This is a genomic window from Methylophilus sp. 14 (genome assembly GCF_015354345.1).
GTDB lineage: Bacteria > Pseudomonadota > Gammaproteobacteria > Burkholderiales > Methylophilaceae > Methylophilus.
Genome location: NZ_JADKYS010000002.1, coordinates 301,508 through 321,610 on the forward strand (window position 1 = coordinate 301,508; position 20,103 = coordinate 321,610).

The following is a 20,103-nucleotide window of genomic DNA, read 5'->3' on the forward strand; positions in this document are numbered from 1 at the left end:
ATCAAATTGCAAGCCAACGAAGCCTTCCAGTAGCCAGCAATCAATTTACTGGAGTTTTTGTATGTCTGCATCCCGTATCCATGTGATACCGCTAGCGTTGGCGTTGGCTTTCCCTTCCATTTATACAGGCGCAGAAGAGGCTTCCAAAGGCGAGGCTGATACCTTGCCCGAGGTTGCTGTGAGCGCCAAAAAAAATAACAAAAAAGACAAATTCATTACGCAAGACCGTGCAACATCCGTGGGTAAGAGCCCGGTTGCAGTTCAAGACATGCCGCAGTCTGTGACGGTGGTGGATGTGGAGCAGGCGCGTGAAATGGGGGCTTTAAATATTCAGGATGCCCTGACATATAGTGCCGGTGTCTATGCGGGTAATTTTGGATTTGATACCAGGGGTGACTCGGCTTCTGTGCGCGGACTGAATCCCTCTATGTTTCAAGACGGTTTACGTAATTTGTATGGCTCATACAATAATACGAGAACTGATATCTACATGCTGGAACGTATTGAAGTGCTGAAGGGGCCATCGTCATCGGTATTTGGTCAATCAGACTTGGGTGGGATTGTGAATAGTGTTTCCAAACGCCCCAAAAAAGTCGCTGCACGTGAAGTTAATTTGCAATATGGTATGTATGACCGTAAGCAAATTGGTATTGATTTTACAGGCCCGCTCACTGAGGACGGTGAGTGGCTTTATCGGCTGGTCGCTTTAAAGCGCGACAGTGGTACTCAGGTTGATCATGTGAGTGATGATGCTGTGGTGTTTATGCCCTCGGTCACATGGCAGCCAAGTGATAAAACCAGTATTACCATGCAATACGTGCATCAGGAAATTGATAGCACGGTGTCAGCGCAATTCTTGCCATCACGCGGAACCATACTCCCAGGACCTTTGGGTCAAATATCCAGCAAAACGTTTGTGGGTGAGCCTGGTTGGGACCGCTATGACACCAAAAAGGATGAATTCTCGCTGTTTGTCGATCAAGCGATTACCAATCAGATCAAGTTCATCGCAAATCTGCGAAAAGTGAACTCAGACACCATCACTCGAGAACACTGGACCCGCGTCGGGGCTACCCCAGATAGCGCTGGCAATATACAGCGCACCATTCATGCGGCAGATCGCAGCACCAACGTCTTTGCAAGCGATACCCGTTTGCAAGGTGATTTTTTTTTAGGGCAGACCAAGCATTTAGTGTCTTTGGGGATGGACTATCAGGACGCTTTGTGGACTGAAAGTAATTACACTTCCACAACTTCTGCATTTGGTATCAATGTGTATAACCCTGTATACGGTAATGTTGACTACGGTGCTCTGGTAGGCGCAGAGCGCGACAACAACAAAATTGTGCAGACTGGCTTTTATCTGACTGATCATATGGAATGGGGGCCATGGGTGGTCTCCGGCGCCATCCGTCGCGACCATGCCACCAATACTTTACTCAAGGTGGGGGCTACGCCAGATGTTGACGCTCGCAATTCGGCTACTACCGGACGTTTAGGCCTGATGTATCGTTTTGATAACGGCATTTCACCTTATGTGAATTATTCCGAGGCCTTTGTTCCCAACTTGGGCACCGATGGTTCTGGCGGTGTGTTGAAGCCGACGGAAGGCGAGCAGCGTGAGGCCGGGGTGAAGTTTCTGTCTCCTGACAGCAATACTTCTATGGCCTTTGCCTGGTTTGAGATCGAGCAGCAGAACCGCGTGATACAAGGCAATACGCCTGGTGGTCTGCAGCAAGCGGGTGCCCTGAGCCGAGGCTGGGAGCTTGAAGCTAAACATCGTATTGGGGATTGGGAGTTACTGGGTAATTACACCCATATGAATGCATTCAACGACACCACAAAAATCCGCCTGTCTGCCGTCGCCGAAAAGTTTGGCTCAGCCTGGGCGCAATACCGTATTAACGAGCATTGGCGTGTCGGAGCAGGTACGCGTTATATCGGCGACATTGTCGGTGGAGGCGGGGCGCCTAGCATTGATGCGGTGACTTTGTTCGACGCGATGGTCGGTTATTCTCATGGCCCCTGGGATGTGCGGGCCACCATTAGAAACATTGCCGATAAAGAGTTTGTTTCCTGGTGCCGTGGCGTTGGCCAGGATTGTGGATACGGCGAGCGTCAAAATGCTGTCCTTTCTGCCAATTACAAGTTTTAGCCGCATCACGCAATCATGGATGACATGCTGCTATCGCCCGGTTTAATCACAACAGGATCAACAATGAAATTCACCCCTAGAAGACTCTCTTTTGCCGTACTGTGTGCTCTTTCCATCAACCACGCGGTTGCAGAGGAGAGCAAGGCCGCAGAGTCTGGCGTTGAAACGCTGGAAGAGGTAAAGGTAAAAGCGTCGGCAGATGCCAATGCCAAAGGGTTGATGAAACCTTATGCCGGTGGGCAGGTAGCCAAAGGCGGACGTCTGGGTGTGCTCGGCAACAAAGATGCCATGGATACGCCATTTTCAATCAATGCTTATACCAATGAGCTGATACAGAATCAGCAAGCGCGCAGTGTGGGCGATGTTTTACTGAACGACCCCTCTGTGCGCGTTGCACGTGGCTTTGGTAACTTCCAGGAGTCTTATTTTATTCGTGGGTACATTTTGAACTCGGATAGTGTTGCCTATAACGGGCTATATGGCATTCTGCCACGACAGTATATTGCTGCTGAACTGTTTGAGCGCGTGGAAGTTTTGCGGGGGGCATCCGCATTTTTAAATGGAGCCAGCCCAAACGGAGATGGTATTGGTGGTTCTATTTCGCTTTTACCCAAGCGTGCACCCAATGATCCATTAAACCTTGTTTCAGCAGGATGGAGCTCTGGTAATCAGCAGTTCTTCTCGGTAGATGTCGCCAGGCGTTTCGGTCCTGATGATCGTGCGGGCGTCAGGTTAAATGTTTCCCGGCGTGATGGAGGGACTGCGATTGATAAGGAAGGTGCGGAGCTTGATCTGGTGTCTCTGGGATTTGACTGGCGTGGTGATGACGTACGCTTCTCTGCTGACGCGGGTTATCAGGACAACAAGCTCAAGCAAACAAGAACCAATGTGACACTGAGTGCTTCCAGCGCAAATATCACCGCTGTTCCCAGGGCGCCATCCAGCGACAAAAACTGGGCACAGCCATGGTCATACTCGAATGAACGTGATGTTTTTGGCACCATGCGAGGTGAGTGGGATATCAATCGTAAAGTGACAGCTTTTGCGGCACTGGGTGCGCGACATACCAATGAGGCAAACTCGCTCGCTAATCTGACACTGACTAACTCCACGACGGGTGCGGGTACTCAATCCAGATTCGATAACATTCGAGAAGAGTCGGTACTCACCGGCGAAGCTGGTTTGAAAGGCACTCTCCAAACGGGTTCGGTGGAGCATGATTGGGTACTTTCTACCACTAGCTATTCAACCGTGCGGAAGATTGATTTCGCTTTTCAGAATAGTTTGAACACGAATCTGTATGCGCCAATTTATTATGCGAAACCTGCATTTACAGGCGCTAATGCTGCCCCATTTGATCTTTATGTCAACTATGAGGCAAACCTGCAAAGCACGGCAATTGGCGACACGCTCTCATTGATGGATAAAAAGATTCTGGTGACTGCAGGTCTGCGTCACCAGAATTTGAAATACCTCAATAAAGGGGCAACCGGGATTGTCACCAGCCAGTATGATGAAAGCAAAGTCAGTCCGATCTTTGGCGTGGTGGTCAAACCGTGGGAAGGCGTTTCATTGTATGCCAATTACATCGAAGCTCTGGCACAAGGTGACACTGCCCCGGCGACCGCAAATGGATCGCCTGTAGCAAATGCTGGGCAGGTACTTGCACCATTTGTTTCAAAGCAAAAAGAGGTAGGTGCCAAGTTTGACTTTGGCAAGGTAAGGCTGACAACAGCTTACTTCACTACCGAGAAGCCACGAGGAATCACCAATGCGGCACAGCAATTTACAAGCTCAGGCAGCGAAGATCATCAGGGGATAGAGTTGATGACCTATGGTGAGGTCATGCCCGGCCTGCGTGTACTAGGTGGTATTACCTGGCTGCACACCGAGCAAAAAAACACAAACAATCCAGTCACCGAAGGTAAACAAACGATTGGTGTACCTGATAAGCAAGCCAACTTTGGGGTTGAGTGGGATGTGATCGGACTTTCTGGACTGACGCTGGATGCGCGTGTCATATCTACAGACAGCATGTACGCAAACGCTAGCAACTCGCTTCAGGTTCCAGGCTGGACAAGGTTTGATCTTGGTGCGAGATATGTCACAGACATTAAAGGTAAACTGCTCACCTTCCGCGGCCGGATTGATAACGTGGCTGATCGAGATTACTGGGCCTCCAGTGGCGGCTTCCCCAATAATGGCTATCTAGTCTTGGGCGCCCCGCGTACGGTCACCGTCAGCGCTCAGCTTGATTTTTAAAGGCAAGGGATTTCAATTTGCGCTCTTCACTATTATTGATTCATCGCTGGCTCGGCCTGGCAAGTGCTGCGTTCCTATTGCTCACTGGGCTGACTGGCGCCATTATTTCCTGGGATCACGAGTTAGACGAGCTGCTGAACCCAGCATGGATGCATAGTGACTCTGAAGGTTTGCATCAATCGACATTGGTGCTTGCAAAGCAGGTCGCTGAGCGCTATCCGCAAGTTCAGGTCAGTTCGATTCCGCTGTATGTGGAAGAAGGCCATACGCTAGCGATTGGTGTCAGGCCATTGCCAAACCCACCAGAGGGCACCAGGCCCGTTACATTTAATCAGGTATTTGTTGACCCTGTCACAGGCCATGAACTTGGCAAGCGCGAATGGGGCGCTGTTTGGCCAATAGATCGCACCAATGCGGTTTCTTTCCTCTACAAGCTGCACTATAGCTTGCATCTGCCAGAAATGTGGGGCATAGACCGCTGGGGCATTTGGTTGATGGGCGTGGTGGCGATTATCTGGCTGATCGATAGCTTTGTGGGTTTTTACCTGACACTCCCTAAATCGGTCAGCAGACCACACACAAAGTTGCATAAAGCGCAGTCCATGCGCGCTGCCAATCAAGCTTCAGTGTGGCAGCGATGGTGGCCAGCATGGAAAATGCGCTGGAACAGCAGCAAGCACAAACGTTATTTTGATATGCACCGTGCGTTTGGGCTATGGACCTGGATATTGCTGATTATTCTGGCATTTTCAGCCATGGCACTTAATCTACGTCGCGAGGTGTTTATGCCAGTGATGCAGTCTGCATTTACGCTGACGCCTACTCCTGCGGACTTGCGTCCACGCTTGCCCGTATCGCAGCAATTGCCGCCCAAACTGGATTTTGCCCAAGTGCTTGAGGTTGCAGTAAGCGATGCGCGAACCCAGGGCTGGCAAGAGCCTGCCGGGCGTATTTCATATAGCGCTGCTTACCAGCTTTTTAATGTCGACTTTTACCATCCCGATGCCGATCATGGCGTAGCAGGTGCAGGCCATAAGCGCTTATATTACGATGGTCTGGATGGCCGTTACGTCGGTAAGCGCATCCCTTGGCAAGGCACGGCTGGCGATCTGATTGTACAAGCACAATTTCCGTTGCATTCCGGCCGCATTTTAGGCATGCCTGGGCGCGTTTTGATTTCAGTCATGGGCTTGATCGTCGCCATGCTCTCGCTCACCGGTGTCTACCTTTGGTGGAAAAAACACAAGGCCAGGCAAGCCTCTCAGAAGATTGTGAATGAAGTTTCTATTTCTTCACCCCGGCTAAAGCGTTCGGCACCTTAATGCAAGACACACAAAAAACCTGCTAAAGCAGGTTTTTTATTTTTATATCAATAGATTAACGCACTACTTACAATTGATTTCAAAAATGAGAATTGTTATCATTAACGATTAACTGTTTGCAAGCCAACGACTGTTGTTTCCAGTAGCCAGCAATTTAATAAACAAAGAGTGAATTAGGGAAAGATTATGCCATCCGGCTTTAATAAAAAAACGATGACATTAGCGCTGATGATGGCGCTGCCAGCAGTTGCAATGGCTGCTGATGAAGAGAAAACAGTAGATGCAGCGCAAACGATGACCGAGGTCAAGGTGAAGTCGCAACGCATTCAAGATGCGCCAAACAAAGGCTACCAAGCGACAAAAACCCGTGTAGGTAAAACCTATCAGGATCCGCAAGATGTACCGCAAGCAGTGACTACATTAACTAGAGAGTTGCTGCACGACCAGCAAGTTGGTTCATTACGTGAAGCTTTGCGTAACGTGGTGGGTTTGTCTGTGAATGCTGCCGAAGGTGGTCGTGCTGGTGATAACTTCAACCTGCGTGGGTTCTATACTTTTGGCGACATTTATCTGGATAACATGCGTGATACCGCGCAATATAACCGTGAAACATTTAACCTCGAGCAGGTGGATGTATTGCGTGGTTCTGCAGCGATGCTGTTTGGTCGTGGCCAGGCCGGTGGTGTGATTAACCAGGTCAGCAAGATGGCTGAATTGCGTGATAAAAATACGATTACAGGCAGTGCGGGTAATTACGATTATCATCAGTTCACTGGCGATTTTAACAAGCAACTGACTGAAACTGCTGCGATTCGTGTCAATGTCATGGACAGACATGATGAAACTTATCGTAAAAACCCAACGACGGGTGACCGCCCATCATTTGACCGTCAAGGGATCGCTGTAAGCTTTGGTGCGGGTATCGGAACTGAAAATGAGTTCTTCTTGAATCATATCTACACACAAACACGTGATGTGCCTGACTTTGGTATTCGCTTCTTGAATAAACGCCCTCTCAGTAGTAGCAGTGATGGCCGTTCAGATCGTACTTTCTGGGGCAGCAATAACAACTTCGACGATAGTGACACGCGAGTTACTACGGGTATCTTCACCCACAAATTTAGTGATGATACGCAGTTAAGAACACAGTTGAGACAAGCCGAGTATCAACGTGGCTATTGGGCAAAAACGCCTGCAAATACATTACCAACAGCTAATGATGCAGTTGGCGGTAACGTGACGCGAAAAATGGATTACAAAACGCTTAATTTGCAATCTGACTTCAGTACCAAATTTGAGCTTGCTGGCATGAAGCATTCTTTGTTGACGGGTGTGGAATATTTAAAAGAAGACTCGTATCGTCACACTTTGCAAGCATTTGATCCAGTCACAGGGTTGCCTTATACCCAAACTACCAATGCGGCATTGAATGCGGCGATCGCAGCAAATCCAAATGGTGTGACATTCAACCGTCATATCGCTAGTGCGTATATCGGGACGCCGACCGAATTTAATGCTGACAATTACGCTTTGTATGTTCAAGACAGTGTCGAAGTTGTTAAAAACTGGACCGTGTTGGCAGGGATTCGACGTGACAAAATGGATGCAGACTACTCCAGTGCAACCTCGCCGAAACTCAAATACTATGAGAACAGTTATCGCACAGGGTTGTCATGGCAGCCGAATGCTGACCGTCATTACTATTTAACGTTTAGTGACTCCTTTAGCCCAACCGCTGATTTGTATCAGTTGTCTGTGCAGAAGTTGCCACCTGAGCGTGCACGTACGCTGGAGTTAGGCACCAAGTGGTTATTTATGGATGGTGATCTGGCCGTGCGCACCGCGGTGTTCACCACCACAAAAGATTGGGAACGCAACACTGATCTGGAATCTACCGCGGCTATTCTGACTAAACGCCGTCGCACTAACGGGGTTGAGTTTGAAGTGACTGGTAAGATTACAGATCGCTGGGATATGTTTGCTGGTGTTGCCTTGCTGGATGCCAGAATTATCAATGTGGCAGATAACGTGAATGCCACCACTGGTGTGATTACTTCTGCTGACCCCAGACTTGAAGGTCAGCGTGCACGTAACACCCCAATTGGTACGTTCAATTTGTGGACAACCTATGCATTGAACGATGCCTGGAAAGTGGGTGGCGGTGTAGAAGCCAAGGGTGAGCGTTATGCTTATCAGCCAAGTGCGACTGATGCTAGCGCAAGCTTTACCAATGGCCGCTTTGATCCAAACGCTGCACCCGGTTACGCCCGTGTTGACTTGATGGCAACTTACGAACAACCGAAATGGGCTGTACGTTTGAATGTCAAGAATTTGCTCAACAAAGTGTATTATGACGCAGTGTATGACAATGGTGGTTTGGTGACGCCGGGTAATGGTCGCCAAGCCATTATTACCACCGAGTATAAATTCTAGGAGTTGATTTGCTGCTGACGTTGCCGGATGTATTGCTCAAAGACGAGTTAACGACGATTCGGGGCCTGCTTAAACAGGCGCAATGGATCGATGGTCGCAATACCGCCGGGGCGCAGGCAGCACAAGTCAAAAATAACCAGCAACTGGCTGAACAAGACCCGTTGCTGGATCAAATTCGCAGGATCGTGTTGCAGGCATTGCAGCGCGATCCTTTATTTTTTTCTGCGGCGTTGCCAGACAAGATTTTGCCGCCGTTTGTGAACCGTTATTCCGGTGAAACAAACCATTATGGTTTTCATGTGGATAGTGCCATGCGTAGCATGCCGGATGGCAGTGCGCGGGTGCGGGCAGATGTGTCTGCCACATTGTTTTTAAATGACCCCGATGAGTATGAAGGCGGTGAGCTGGTGGTGCAGGACGTGTTTGGCGACCAGCGTATCAAGCTTAAAGCGGGGTCAATCGTCATTTACCCTTCCAGCTCGGTGCATGCCGTCACCCCGGTGACGGGTGGCGAGCGCCTGGCCAGCTTTATGTTTATCCAGAGCATGGTGCGCGATGCCGCACACAGGCGTATGTTATTTGATATGGATATGGCACTGGTCAGATTGCGCCAGCAGCATGGGGAAACGCCAGAGGTGGTTCAATTGACGGGGGTCTACCATAACCTGTTGCGCCAGTGGGCGCTGTAATACACATGCAATCCTTACCGTTGTTACCTTATTTTGCGCAGCAGGCGCAAACCAAGCTGCCTGCCAATATCTGGCATTATCTGCAATCTGATGCGGGTAGTGGCGCACAATTGCAAGTCAATGAAGCCGGATGGCAGGCTAACAAGCTGATGCCTCGCCCGTTACAGGCTTTGCAAACCCCCAATACACACTGCACGTTATTCGGTGAGCAATGGGCACATCCTGTGATGCTGGCGCCGGTGGCTTATCAAAAACTGTTTCATGCCGATGGTGAAATTGGCACGGCGATCGCGTGCAATGCCCAGCAGGGGCAAATGATGGTGAGCAGTCTCGCCAGCCAGCCGGTCGACGAGATTGTGAAACAGGCGCAGCAGCCGTTATGGTTTCAACTCTATTGGCAGGGTGATCGTGCACGTACCGCGGTGCTGTTGCAAAAAGCGTTGGCAGCAGGCGTCAGTGCCATCGTGTTTACCGTCGATGCGCCAGTCAAGCAGGCGTTGATTGATTTACCAGCAGGGATTTCGGCCGTGAATCTAGCGCAGCCATTGGCCATGCAGCCCATACAGCCTGGCCAGAGCCAGGTGTTTGATGGCTGGATGACGCAGGCACCGACCTGGGACGATGTGGCCTGGCTGCGGCAGCAGGTCAAGATTCCGCTGCTGATTAAGGGCCTGATGCATGTCGCGGATGCCAAGCGCGCCGTTGAGTTGGGCTGCGAGGGTATCGTCGTCTCTAATCACGGTGGGCGTGTGCTGGATGGGACGCCGTCAGCCGCTGCGGTGTTGCCGGAAATTGTGGCGGCCGTGGGCGGGCAATGTAAAATCCTGGTCGATAGCGGCATTCGCTCCGGGCAGGATGTGTTTAAAGCGCTGGCCATGGGGGCAGATGCCGTGTGTATCGGCCGCCCTTATGTGTGGGGCCTGGCGGCAGAAGGCGCGATGGGGGTGGCCAAGGTCATCCGTACCCTGCGCGATGAATTGGAAATGACCATGGCACTCACAGGTGTATCGAATCTTGCTGAGATTCGCCAGGTCGAATTATATGCGTAACAGAAAGGAAGCAAACATGAAAAAAATTGGTTTTTCACTTTTATTGGCCATGGGCCTGTTGGGTTCTCAGGCAGCGTTTGCCGCAGCTGACTGCAAGTCTTACCCGAAAGAGGAGTGGGCTTCTGAAGACACGCTGAAAGAAGCGCTGGAAGCGGAAGGCTATACCATCAAGAAGTTCAAAATTGACGGTAATTGTTATGAGATTTATGGCCGTAGCAAAGAAGGCAAAAAGGTCGAAATTTATTTCGATATGAAAACGCTGGCGATTGTGAAAGCGATTGGCCTGAAAGACTAGTCACACGGATGCAAGCACGTGCTGAGATGCTGTGGCCGTGGTGGGTGCGGCTGAGCCATTGGCTGGTCGCGGCCGGGGTGATCTCGCTGTGGCTCATGAGTTATGTCTGGTATGAAACAGACTGGCTGCATCGTGCAGTTGGTTATGCGGTACTTACCATGGTGGTTGTGCGTATTTTGCTGGGCTGCCTGAGCAAAGTCAGCAGTGCACGTTTTTACCTGCCCGGCTGGCGTGCATTGCGCGTACATATTGCCGAATTGCGGCAGGGCCATATCACCGCGCATCGTGGCCATAATCCGTTCGGCCAGTGGTCGGTTTACCTGATTTGGCTGTGCATTGCCGCCCTGGCCTTGACTGGCTGGCTCAGTCGCACCGATGCCTTATGGGGCGAAGATTGGCCGGTTGACCTCCATGCCGCCCTTAGCTTGACTTTGCTTGGCCTGATTGCGGTACATGTGATGGCGGTGATTGTGGTGTCGCGGCTGTCTGGCCAGCATTTGTTAGCACAAATGATACATGGGCGTTCGGCGCCAATAAAAAGCAAGTCACACTAAGTGCTGGCAGTCGCTGGCATTTACCCCTATTTTCCTCCTGAGTCTTATCTACTTTTTCTGCGCTTAAAAGTATCAAAATGTATCGCTCTCTTTAGTCTCGCGCAGGGTTCATTTAAGATGGCACATCTGCTGATTGGAATGATGTGTATGACCCTGGTTTTATTGTGCTGTCTGGTTGATTAAATGTGGAATGACATGCGCATATTGTTATGGATCATCATGCTGTTCCCCCTCTCCTGCGTGCACGCGCAGGAGTCGCTGTTTTACAGTGATGGTGATCCTTTAGACACGCAAGTACAAACCCTGCCTAAAGTCCCGGGTGCGTATTGGGGGAGTGCAGCTGCTTGCGGCGAAGTGGACTGGCAACAAGCATTGACGCTGGCAGAGGTGGCAGAAATCAGTTTATGCCATAACCCGCAAACCAGTGAAATGTGGGCCAGTGCCCGCGTGCAAGCGGCGCAACTAGGCGTGGCCAAGTCTGCCTATCTCCCAAGCGTGACCGATACGGTCTCCAGCAATATGGGCGTGCTCAATCCTGAGTCGGCCACGCGTGGCAACCCTAACCTCAATCTTTCCAATAGCCTAGTTGCGAGTTACCTGTTATATGACTTCGGTAACCGTAAGGCCAATGTCGAGAGTGCGCGCCAGCTACTGCTGGCAGCCGGAGCAACACAAAGCAGTACCGTGCAAGCGGTGTTGCTGAATACCATTGTTGCCTATTACCAGGTGCAAGCCAATATGGCAGCACTCACGGCCGCCCAGCAAGCTGAGCGCGCGGCAGAAGAGAGTTTCAAGGCGGCGAATTCACGCTATCAGGCTGGCGTGGCAACCCCGGCAGACAAATTACAGGCGCAGACCGCGTATGCGCAACTGACCTTGCAACGTATTACCATTGAAGGCACATTGCGTGTGGCTTACGGCAGCCTGGTGAATCTGATGGGGTGGCCGGCTAACCGTAGCGTGAGGCTGGCGAGCAGCAGCACTGATGTGCCACCAGGCATTGTGGACGATGTAGGCACATTAATTGAACAGGCTAGGCAGCGCCGCCCGGACTTACTGGCTAGCGAGGCACAGGTGCGCGCCGCCGAGGCCGGCATTGCTGCCAGTAAAGCGGCGAGCAAACCGACCATTAGCATGGGCGTCTCCAATAATCTGCAGGATGGCTCACAATATGCCGCCAACAGCGCTACCACATTGGGCGTCACGGTTTCCATCCCCTTGTTTGCCGGTTATGCGCCTACCTACCGTATCCGCGCGGCTGAGGCCACGGCTGATTTACGCCTCGCCCAGCGTGACCGTCTGCGATTGCAGATTTCACTGGATGTGTGGAGTGCCTACCAGAACCTGCGCACGGCCTTGCAGTCAGTCACGGCTAGCAAGGTTTTGCTTGAAAGTGCGGAGCAATCTTACCGGGTGGCTTTCGGCCGTTATACGTCTGGCGTTGGCAATATCATCGACACTTTGAATGCACAAAGTGCCTTGGCCGCGGCCCGCCAGCAAAATATCCAGGCGGGGCTTAACGCTAATATCTCGCGCGCGACGTTGGCGCAAGCGATAGGCGTGCTCGACCATGCCATGATTCAATCATTACCCGGTGCCCAGGCACCTCTTGATCATTTGCCCGGTGTGAAAACACCTGGTCAATAAAATAAATGGACACACATTGATGAAGCGCATCAAAAACATTCTGGTGTTGTTGCTGTTAGTGGCGATTGCCGCCGCGGCGTATTGGTACTACAAACATACCCATCAACCCAAGCCGGAAGACTTGTACCGGCTGGATGAAGTGACACAAGGGCATGTGGAGCAGACGGTGTCGGCGAATGGCACACTGAATCCGGTCAGCCTGATTAGTGTTGGTACCCAGGTATCGGGCATTGTGCGCAAAATGTATGTCGACTTTAATGATGTGGTTAAAAAGGACCAGGTGTTGCTGGAGCTGGATAGCCGTTTGTTTAACGCGCAGATTGCACAATCACAAGGCAGTGTTAGGAATAACGAGGCGGCGGTAGAGCTCGCGATTGCCAATGAAAAACGCATGCGCCAGTTGTATGCGCAGGAGTACGTTTCTAAACAGGAGCTGGATACGGCCGTGCAGGTATTAAAGTCAGCCAGGGCGCAACTGGAAACGGCGCGCGGCTTATTGGCGCGTGATGTGACTAACCTGAATTTCAGTATTATTCGTTCGCCGGTCTCGGGCGTGGTGGTTAACCGAGTGGTCGACGTTGGCCAGACCGTGGCTGCCAGTTTTCAGACGCCGACCCTGATTCAGATTGCGCAAGACCTCTCGAAAATGCAGATAGATACCAGTTTTGCCGAGGCGGATATCGGCAAAATCAAAGAAGGGCAGAAAGTGAATTTTAATGTGGATGCCTTCCCCGACCGCAGTTTTGAAGGCGTGGTAAAGCAGCTACGTTTAAATTCGACCAATACCTCTAATGTGGTGACCTATAACGTGGTGGTGTCCGTCGATAACCAGGATTTAACCTTGCTGCCCGGCATGACTGCCTACGTCAATATTATCGTCGATAGAGTCAGCCATGCTTTGCTCGTCCCCAATGCTGCTTTGCGCTATAAACCCAAACTGGACAGCGCTGCAACACCTGATAGCTCAAAACCAGAAGCCGGTGGTGGGGAAGGTCAGCGTGGTTGGCGCAAGCATGGCGCGAAAGGTGAAGGCCAAGGCCCTGCTGTCAGCAGTGTCATGGGTAAAATTTATGTGCTCAGGGCCGGTAAACCGGTCATGGTGCGCGTGCATACCGGGATTACAGATGGCCGTTCCACCGTGATCTCCGGTGATGGCCTGGTGGCGGGTGATAAAGTCATTGTGAGCGAGTTGCAAAGTGGCAGTGCGCCCAATAAAGGGCAGGGCAATAATAACGGCCCGCGCGGCCCGAGAATGTTCTAAACCCATGCAACAGTCCGTCATAGAGGTGAATCATCTGTACAAAGCCTATCAAACGGCAGCGGGAGATTTTCCGGTATTAAAAGACGTCAATTTGCAGGTATTGTCCGGGGATTATGTCGCCATCATGGGGCCTTCCGGTTCTGGAAAATCGACCTTTATGAATATTCTGGGCTGCCTGGATATGCCCACCGCTGGCAGTTATGTGCTGGATGGTTACGCCGTGGCCACCATGGCGGCGGACCAGGTGGCTAAAGTGCGTAACCAGACTATAGGCTTTGTGTTCCAGGGCTTTAACCTGCTGGCACGCGCCAGCTTGCTGGATAACGTGGCCTTGCCGCTGGTGTATGCTGGGGTGAGCAAAGAAGCGCGTCATGCCCGTGCCAGCCTATTGCTGGAAAAGGTGGGCTTGAGCAAGCATATGCATTCCCACCCAAACCAGATTTCCGGCGGCCAGCAACAGCGTGTCGCCATCGCCCGGGCGCTGGTGAATCAGCCACGCTTGATTCTGGCAGATGAACCCACCGGTAACCTGGACAGCACCACCAGTGAAGAGATCATGGCTATTTTTGATGGCTTGAACCAGGAAGGCATCACCATTGTGCTGGTGACGCATGAAACGGATATTGCCGAGCACGCCAAGCGGCAGGTGAGATTCCTGGATGGGCGTATTGTGCAGGACACTGGTGCGGTTGCATCAACTGAAATAGGACATGACCATGTTTAGCGCCATGTTAGGCGAAGCCTGGCATGCCATGGGCGCTAACCGTTTGCGTACCTTCCTGACCATGTTAGGCATGGTGATCGGTGTCGGTGCAGTAGTGCTGATGATGGCCATCGGCCAGGGGGCTGAGGCTTCGGTCAAGCGCTCTATCAGCGCCATGGGTAGCCATTTGTTTGTCGTGCTTTCTGGCCCGCCACGGATGGGTGGCGCCCGCACGGCGACCGGCAACGCGCCTTCACTCAATGTGCGTGATGCCAATGCCATTGTGGAGCTGTATGGCGTGGTGGGCGTCGCGCCGGTGACCATGGGCAAAGGGCAGGTGGTCTACGCCAGCAACAACTGGAATACCGATATTATTGGCACGACAGCAGAGTATATGGATATCCGTGGCTGGGGCTTGTCAGCTGGTTATCCGTTCTCAACCTCGGATACCCGTTCTGCCACCCGTGTGGCATTGTTAGGTAAAACCGTAGTGCAAAACCTGTTTGGTGAAGAGGATGACGTGGACCCGATTGGCAAAACTATCCGCATCAACCAGCGGCCGTTTGTGGTGCTGGGCGTGCTGGATAGCAAAGGTCAAACGCTGGATGGGCGTGACCAGGATGACACCATTATCGTGCCGCTGACCACCGCACAGCGTAAGCTATTTGGTAACCAATTACCGGGCACCGTGCGGCAAATTATGGTGCAGGCCGAGTCGGATAATGTGATGAGCATGGTAGAAGATGCGTTGAATAGCTTGCTCAACCAGCGCCACAATATCCGCGAAGGCGCTGACAGTGATTTCTCGGTGCGTAACCTGACGGCGATTGCCAACTCGGCAGCTGAAACTGCGCGTACCATGTCTTTGCTGCTAGGGGCGATTGCCTCAGTCTCTTTGCTGGTAGGCGGTATCGGCATTATGAATATCATGCTGGTGTCGGTGACGGAACGTACACGCGAAATTGGTATCCGCATGGCGATCGGTGCGCGTGAACGCGATATCCTCATGCAGTTTTTGCTGGAGGCGATCATGATCTCCATTGTCGGTTGCCTGATCGGCATTGCCATCGGCGTGACGGGTGCGGTGCTGGTGAGTGTGTTTACGCAGGCGGAGGTGATTGTTTCCAGTGCTTCTGTGTTGATTGCTTTTAGTGTGGCCGCCAGTATCGGCGTCTTCTTTGGTTTTTATCCGGCCAGAAAAGCCGCCAGGTTAAACCCGATTGAGGCGCTGCGTTATCAATAGGCTTTGCAAAAGCGCAGCGCGTGATGGCTAGTCCATTTCAATCGGCGGGGCAACTTTGAGTACTTCTGCCACGGTGGTCAGGCCCGCGGCAATTTTTTCTGCGCCATTGAGCATCAAGGGTTGCATGCCCGCTTTGGTCGCGGCTTGACGTAACTGTAGCAAGTCGGTTTCCGGGGTAATTAATTTGCGCAAGGCGGGGGTCAAAGTCAGCATTTCATAAATGCCGGTACGGCCACGATAACCCGTCTGGCGGCATTCCTGGCAACCGACCGCTGCCATGACTTTGGCCGGTTTCTTGGCCTTGAATGGATGCGTGACGCTGGCCCATTCATCGTCTGAAATCTCTGACTCGGTTTTGCAATGCGGGCATAGTGTACGCACCAGACGCTGCGCCATAATGCCGAGCAAACTGGAGTGGATCAGGTAAGCAGGCACGCCCAGGTCCAGCAAGCGCGTGACGGCGGAAGGCGCATCATTGGTATGCAAGGTAGACAGCACCAGGTGGCCCGTCAATGCGGCCTGAATGGCCATGTCTGCGGTTTCCTGGTCGCGAATTTCGCCGACCATGATAATGTCCGGGTCTTGCCGCATCAGGGTGCGTATACCTTCGGCAAAGCCAAGGCCGATATTCTGCGTTACCTGCATCTGGTTAAACGCAGGTTCTATCATTTCAATCGGGTCTTCCACCGTACACACATTCACCTCATCTGTCGCCAGTTGCTTGAGCGTGGTATACAAAGTGGTGGTTTTACCGGAGCCGGTAGGCCCTGTGACTAAAATAATGCCATTTGGTTGGTGCGTCCATTGCGCCCATTGTTCGCTCTGGCGTTTGGAGAAACCCAGTAGCTGAAAGTCCTGCACCAGGATATCCGGCTTGAAAATCCGCATCACCAGCTTCTCGCCAAATGCGGTTGGCATGGTCGATAAGCGTAACTCGATTTCTTTGCCGTCTGTGCCTACGGTTTTGACACGACCATCCTGCGGACGACGCTTTTCTACCATATCCATACGGCCCAGCAGCTTAATGCGGCTGGTAATCGCGTTCATGATATTGCTAGGCAACTGGTAAACCTGGTGCAACACCCCATCAATGCGGAAGCGCATCAAGCCCATATTGCGGCGAGGCTCCAGATGGATATCACTGGCACGCTGTTCAAATGCATATTTAAACAGCCAGTCAACAATGTTCACCACATGCTGTTCATTCGCATCGAGCTGGCGGTCTTTACCCAGCTCAATCAATTGTTCAAAGTTTTGTACGCCAACAATCTGCCCGGCCTTGGCCGCATTGGCCGATTGAATCGCGGCAGACAGCTGATACACCTCAGGTAAATAGCGCTGTAAATCCAGCGGGTTGACCATCACCACTTGAATTTTTAGCTTGAGCAAGCGCTCCAGGTCATGCAGCCACTCCTGGTGAAACGGATCGGCCGTCGCAATCGAGGCGATGCCATCCTTGACCGTGATCGGCATGATGCGCAAGCGCTCGGCATAGGCTTGAGACACAATTTGCGCCGCCGCGCTGAAATCAAGTTTCAGCGGGTCAATCTGGTAATAAGGCACATCTGCTTTTTCCGCGACATAACGGCTCAGGCTGTCCACCGTCAGCAATTGTGACGGCTGCCGCTGGTCGGTCCATTTCTGTTCGGCCACGATCACAATCGGGTGGATTTTCGAGCTGTCGCGCTTGCGGTCCTGATGCAGTTTTTCTGCCCATGCTTTTTCGATACGCCCATCGGAAACCAGCATGCGCAGCAAATCGCCCAGACGCAGGCTTTCTAGGGTTTTAGGCAGTGAAAATGGGATCGGGCTATTCATGTCATATCTGGGCAGGAGTACCAGCATATGGTGCAAGAATCATGCCATTGGAATGTGGCAGGAATGGTCACTTTTTGTTGCAATTTAAGTGCCTATACGGCGCTGATATTTTCGTTATTCTTGTGTAGGTTTGAGTCTATGCGTGGTGAGATTGTAATAAAAGGTTGTTCTTTGATTGTTAGTCTTCATCATCGTAGTCGTTGTATGGTGGGCGTGAATGCCCGCGCGGATGGTTTGTGTGTTTTGTGTTGCTCATCTCTCGTCATTCCGGCGCAGGCCGGAATCCAGGCAGGGTGATTTCTCGCAACTGATTATTCGTTGGACGGTTGCTTTTCGCTTTGTCAGCGAGTTACTTTTCTTTGCTTGCACAAAGAATAAGTAACCAAAAGAAATGCACCCCAGCTTCCGCTTTTATCCTGTGCTACTCGGCTTGCCGGGCGTCAATCAAAAACTCGTCCTGACAAGCCACAAACAACGTGGCTTGTTGCGGGACTCAAACAGTTGATTGCCGAAGGCCCCCGTCAATCCTGCGCTACTCGGCGCGTCAGATGGGGACCCCGAACACCATGCGACTGCAATCGTCCGTGAGTTCAATAAAAAGAATCTGGTTTTTTAACCGTCCAAATTTCCACGCTGCTACTTAAATGAGATAAATCCCATTCATCACGCTGAGTAGCGGAAACAAAATAAGAGTAGAGGGAGCGACTGTCCGAATCCCGCGGTGGGCTGCGGGGTTTGTAGCCCGCTAGGTTGAATTTCGTGACCGGCTTATGCCTAAGTCCAGCAAAGCATCGGACGAAAGTCCTAAGCTGAGCAATGCAAGGGAGCCTTTAGGCCGTGATGGCTGGGTGCCCTCTTCTTTGGTTACTTTCTGAGGGGCAAGCATCAGAAAGTGACTCGCCAACAAGGCGAAACGAAGCGCCAGAGAGATCAGTCAGTGTTAGAGTATCTGGACTAGGCTCACTACAGAATTACTTTGAAGCTGATCTATAGCTTCATCTCAATCCGCATACTCAAATCCACTGCCTGTATATTTTTAGTCAGCGCGCCAATCGAAATTCTATCCACGCCAGTGTCTGCAATCGCTCGCACAGTGGTTAAATCGACATTGCCTGAAGCTTCCAGCAAGGCGCGTTTCTGGTTAATCGCCACAGCTTCGCGCAGGTCTGTTAGTGTAAAGTTATCCAGCAAAATACTGGTCGCGCCAGCGGTTAATGCTTGTTGCAGTTCATCCAGGTTTTCTACTTCAATCTGAATATTATTGGTTTGTTTTAAGGCAAATGCCGCCGCGAGTACTGCGGCAATTGAGCCTGCGGCCGCAATATGGTTTTCCTTAATCAGGATGCCATCGTATAAGGCGAGCCTCTGGTTGGCGCCACCACCGGTAAGTACGGCATATTTTTGCGCCAAACGCAGCCCTGGCAGGGTTTTGCGGGTATCGAGAATCTGTGTTGGCAACCCGGCAATCGCATCGACATAGCGGCGGGTATGCGTCGCCACGGCAGACAGGGTTTGCAGAAAGTTGAGTGCCGGGCGCTCTGCGCTAAGCATGGCGCGGGCATCGCCTTGAATGTGGACCAGTGGCTGGTTAGGCGTCACCTGGTCGCCATCTTTGACCAGCCATTCCAGTTGTATGTCCGCATCCAGTTGCGCAAAGCATTGGGCGAACCAGGCGCAGCCACAAATCACGGCGGCTTCGCGGCTGATAATGGTGGCGCTGGCTTGCGTGCCTGCCGGGATCAGCGCCGCTGTCAGGTCGCCGTTGCCCATGTCTTCTGACAAGGCCAGGCTTACCTGTTGGCTGATGATGGCGGCGTTCAAATAAGCGGGTAAGTGTTGGTAAAGTGCAGAGGTGGTCATTAGGTTGCCAGCAAGGTTAAAAATTATGCATGTGACCATTCTAAGCCCATGCCAAAAGCTATTATAATAAAACTACCCCAAGACACGCGATGTTTGGACATGCGCTTTTTGTCATGGGGTATTTTTTCGGTAAAAGTATCTAACCTTTTGGCTCACATCACACTATGCAGCTTTTATATACGGTAAACAGTCCTTATGCACGCAAGGTGCGTATTGTGGCCATTGAAAAACATGTTGATTTAACGCTGACTGAGGTGGTGCTGTCGGCACCAGACTGTCCGGTGAGCCAACATAACCCGTTAGGGAAAGTACCTGTACTGGTACTCGATGATGGTGATGCCTTGTATGACTCGCGGGTGATTGTTGAGTACCTAGATCACCGTACGCCGGTGGCGCATCTGATTCCGCAAGATCACTCTGCCAAAATTAAAGTACGCCGCTGGGAAGCATTGGCCGATGGCGTTTGTGATGCTGCTGTGGCCGTGATGCTGGAGCAGCGCAAGCCAGAAGCGCAGCAATCTGCGGCCTGGATTGAAAAGCAATTTGCCAAAGTGACTGCCGGATTGACCACATTGGATGATGATTTGCTGAAGAAAAAGTGGTGTGTGAACGAAACCTTTAGCTTGGCCGATATTGCGCTGGGCACTGCGCTGGGTTACCTGGATTTACGTTTTAAAAGCGTGCAGTGGGAAGGTAAATATTGGCAAGAGAAGTTTCCCAACCTGGCCAAACACTATGGTGTGTTAGTCAAGCGCCCCAGCTTTAAACAAACCATGCCGCAGCCCTAATTTGAGGCTTTTGCAGAATCTCGC

Annotated in this window: 15 protein-coding genes; 13 read left to right on the plus strand and 2 right to left on the minus strand. The window is 51.6% G+C overall.

Going from position 1 to position 20,103, the window contains the following annotated elements:
* Positions 1-61: 61 nt before the first annotated feature.
* The 12 genes from INP78_RS06665 (at position 62) to INP78_RS06720 (ending at position 15,613) form a co-directional block, all read left to right on the plus strand.
* A complete protein-coding gene (locus INP78_RS06665; RefSeq protein WP_194741408.1) occupies positions 62-2,155 on the plus strand; it encodes a TonB-dependent siderophore receptor in 2,094 nt (697 codons plus the stop codon).
* Between the two features lie 63 nt (positions 2,156-2,218).
* Complete coding sequence (locus INP78_RS06670; RefSeq protein ID WP_194741409.1) at positions 2,219-4,417, plus strand: TonB-dependent siderophore receptor; 2,199 nt, start codon at positions 2,219-2,221, stop codon at positions 4,415-4,417.
* A gap of 17 nt (positions 4,418-4,434) precedes the next feature.
* Positions 4,435-5,739, plus strand: coding sequence for a PepSY domain-containing protein (locus INP78_RS06675; protein WP_228522711.1), 1,305 nt, complete (start codon positions 4,435-4,437; stop codon positions 5,737-5,739).
* Between the two features lie 186 nt (positions 5,740-5,925).
* On the plus strand, positions 5,926-8,172 hold the full coding sequence (locus INP78_RS06680) for a TonB-dependent siderophore receptor (protein WP_194741410.1): 2,247 nt from the start codon (positions 5,926-5,928) through the stop codon (positions 8,170-8,172).
* 8 nt (positions 8,173-8,180) lie between these two features.
* A complete protein-coding gene (locus INP78_RS06685) occupies positions 8,181-8,861 on the plus strand; it encodes a Fe2+-dependent dioxygenase (RefSeq protein WP_194741411.1) in 681 nt (226 codons plus the stop codon).
* A gap of 5 nt (positions 8,862-8,866) precedes the next feature.
* Positions 8,867-9,910, plus strand: a complete 1,044-nt coding sequence (locus tag INP78_RS06690) for an alpha-hydroxy acid oxidase (RefSeq protein ID WP_194741412.1) — start codon at positions 8,867-8,869, stop codon at positions 9,908-9,910.
* Between the two features lie 16 nt (positions 9,911-9,926).
* The gene (locus INP78_RS06695; RefSeq protein WP_194741413.1) at positions 9,927-10,205 is read left to right on the plus strand and encodes a PepSY domain-containing protein; all 279 of its coding nucleotides are present in this window, start codon (positions 9,927-9,929) and stop codon (positions 10,203-10,205) included.
* An 8-nt stretch (positions 10,206-10,213) separates the two neighbouring features.
* Positions 10,214-10,759 carry a cytochrome b/b6 domain-containing protein gene (locus INP78_RS06700; RefSeq protein WP_194741414.1) on the plus strand — a complete coding sequence of 182 codons (546 nt, stop codon included), beginning with the start codon at positions 10,214-10,216 and terminating at the stop codon, positions 10,757-10,759.
* Between the two features lie 219 nt (positions 10,760-10,978).
* Positions 10,979-12,406 carry a TolC family protein gene (locus INP78_RS06705; RefSeq protein ID WP_194741733.1) on the plus strand — a complete coding sequence of 476 codons (1,428 nt, stop codon included), beginning with the start codon at positions 10,979-10,981 and terminating at the stop codon, positions 12,404-12,406.
* 19 nt (positions 12,407-12,425) lie between these two features.
* On the plus strand, positions 12,426-13,667 hold the full coding sequence (locus INP78_RS06710; RefSeq protein ID WP_194741415.1) for an efflux RND transporter periplasmic adaptor subunit: 1,242 nt from the start codon (positions 12,426-12,428) through the stop codon (positions 13,665-13,667).
* 4 nt (positions 13,668-13,671) lie between these two features.
* Positions 13,672-14,391 carry an ABC transporter ATP-binding protein gene (locus tag INP78_RS06715; protein WP_194741416.1) on the plus strand — a complete coding sequence of 240 codons (720 nt, stop codon included), beginning with the start codon at positions 13,672-13,674 and terminating at the stop codon, positions 14,389-14,391.
* A complete protein-coding gene (locus INP78_RS06720; protein WP_194741734.1) occupies positions 14,384-15,613 on the plus strand; it encodes an ABC transporter permease in 1,230 nt (409 codons plus the stop codon). The genes INP78_RS06715 and INP78_RS06720 overlap by 8 nt, the downstream gene beginning before the upstream one ends.
* A 27-nt stretch (positions 15,614-15,640) precedes the next feature.
* Here INP78_RS06720 and INP78_RS06725 read toward each other — a convergent pair whose 3' ends face one another.
* Together INP78_RS06725 and nadC are read right to left on the minus strand one after the other, a co-directional pair.
* Positions 15,641-17,431, minus strand: coding sequence for a GspE/PulE family protein (locus tag INP78_RS06725; protein WP_194741417.1), 1,791 nt, complete (start codon positions 17,429-17,431; stop codon positions 15,641-15,643).
* 987 nt (positions 17,432-18,418) lie between these two features.
* A complete protein-coding gene (gene nadC / locus INP78_RS06730) occupies positions 18,419-19,291 on the minus strand; it encodes a carboxylating nicotinate-nucleotide diphosphorylase (RefSeq protein WP_194741418.1) in 873 nt (290 codons plus the stop codon).
* A gap of 164 nt (positions 19,292-19,455) precedes the next feature.
* On the opposite strand from nadC, the gene INP78_RS06735 reads away from it, so the two are divergent.
* Complete coding sequence (locus tag INP78_RS06735; RefSeq protein WP_194741419.1) at positions 19,456-20,079, plus strand: glutathione S-transferase family protein; 624 nt, start codon at positions 19,456-19,458, stop codon at positions 20,077-20,079.
* Positions 20,080-20,103: the final 24 nt, after the last annotated feature.